The sequence below is a fragment of the Staphylococcus rostri genome, assembly GCF_002902145.1.
GTDB classification, from domain to species: Bacteria; Bacillota; Bacilli; order Staphylococcales; family Staphylococcaceae; genus Staphylococcus; species Staphylococcus rostri.
In genome coordinates, this window is record NZ_PPRF01000135.1 from 1 (window position 1) to 226 (window position 226).

General features: G+C 44.7%; 1 protein-coding gene. It reads right to left on the minus strand.

Going from position 1 to position 226, the window contains the following annotated elements:
• Positions 1–226: Ig-like domain-containing protein (locus CD122_RS12070; RefSeq protein ID WP_240624167.1), on the minus strand; the 226-nt coding region annotated here is incomplete at both ends.

Here is a 226-nt window from a genome sequence, read left to right on the forward strand (position 1 = left end):
ATTGTTGATCCTGGTTCACCTTTACCTGTCACTTCTGTGTCGCCAGCTTTCACTGGGTCTACTGTCGGTGCATCTGGTGCTACTGTATCTGTTACTGTACCTTCTGTTGGTGTTGACGTATTACCGTTGCCGTCTTTCGCTACAACTGTAACTTTGTCACCTTCTTTAAGTTCTACACCTTCTGGTACATCTACTTTGTAGTTACCATCTGCATCTACTGGTACGT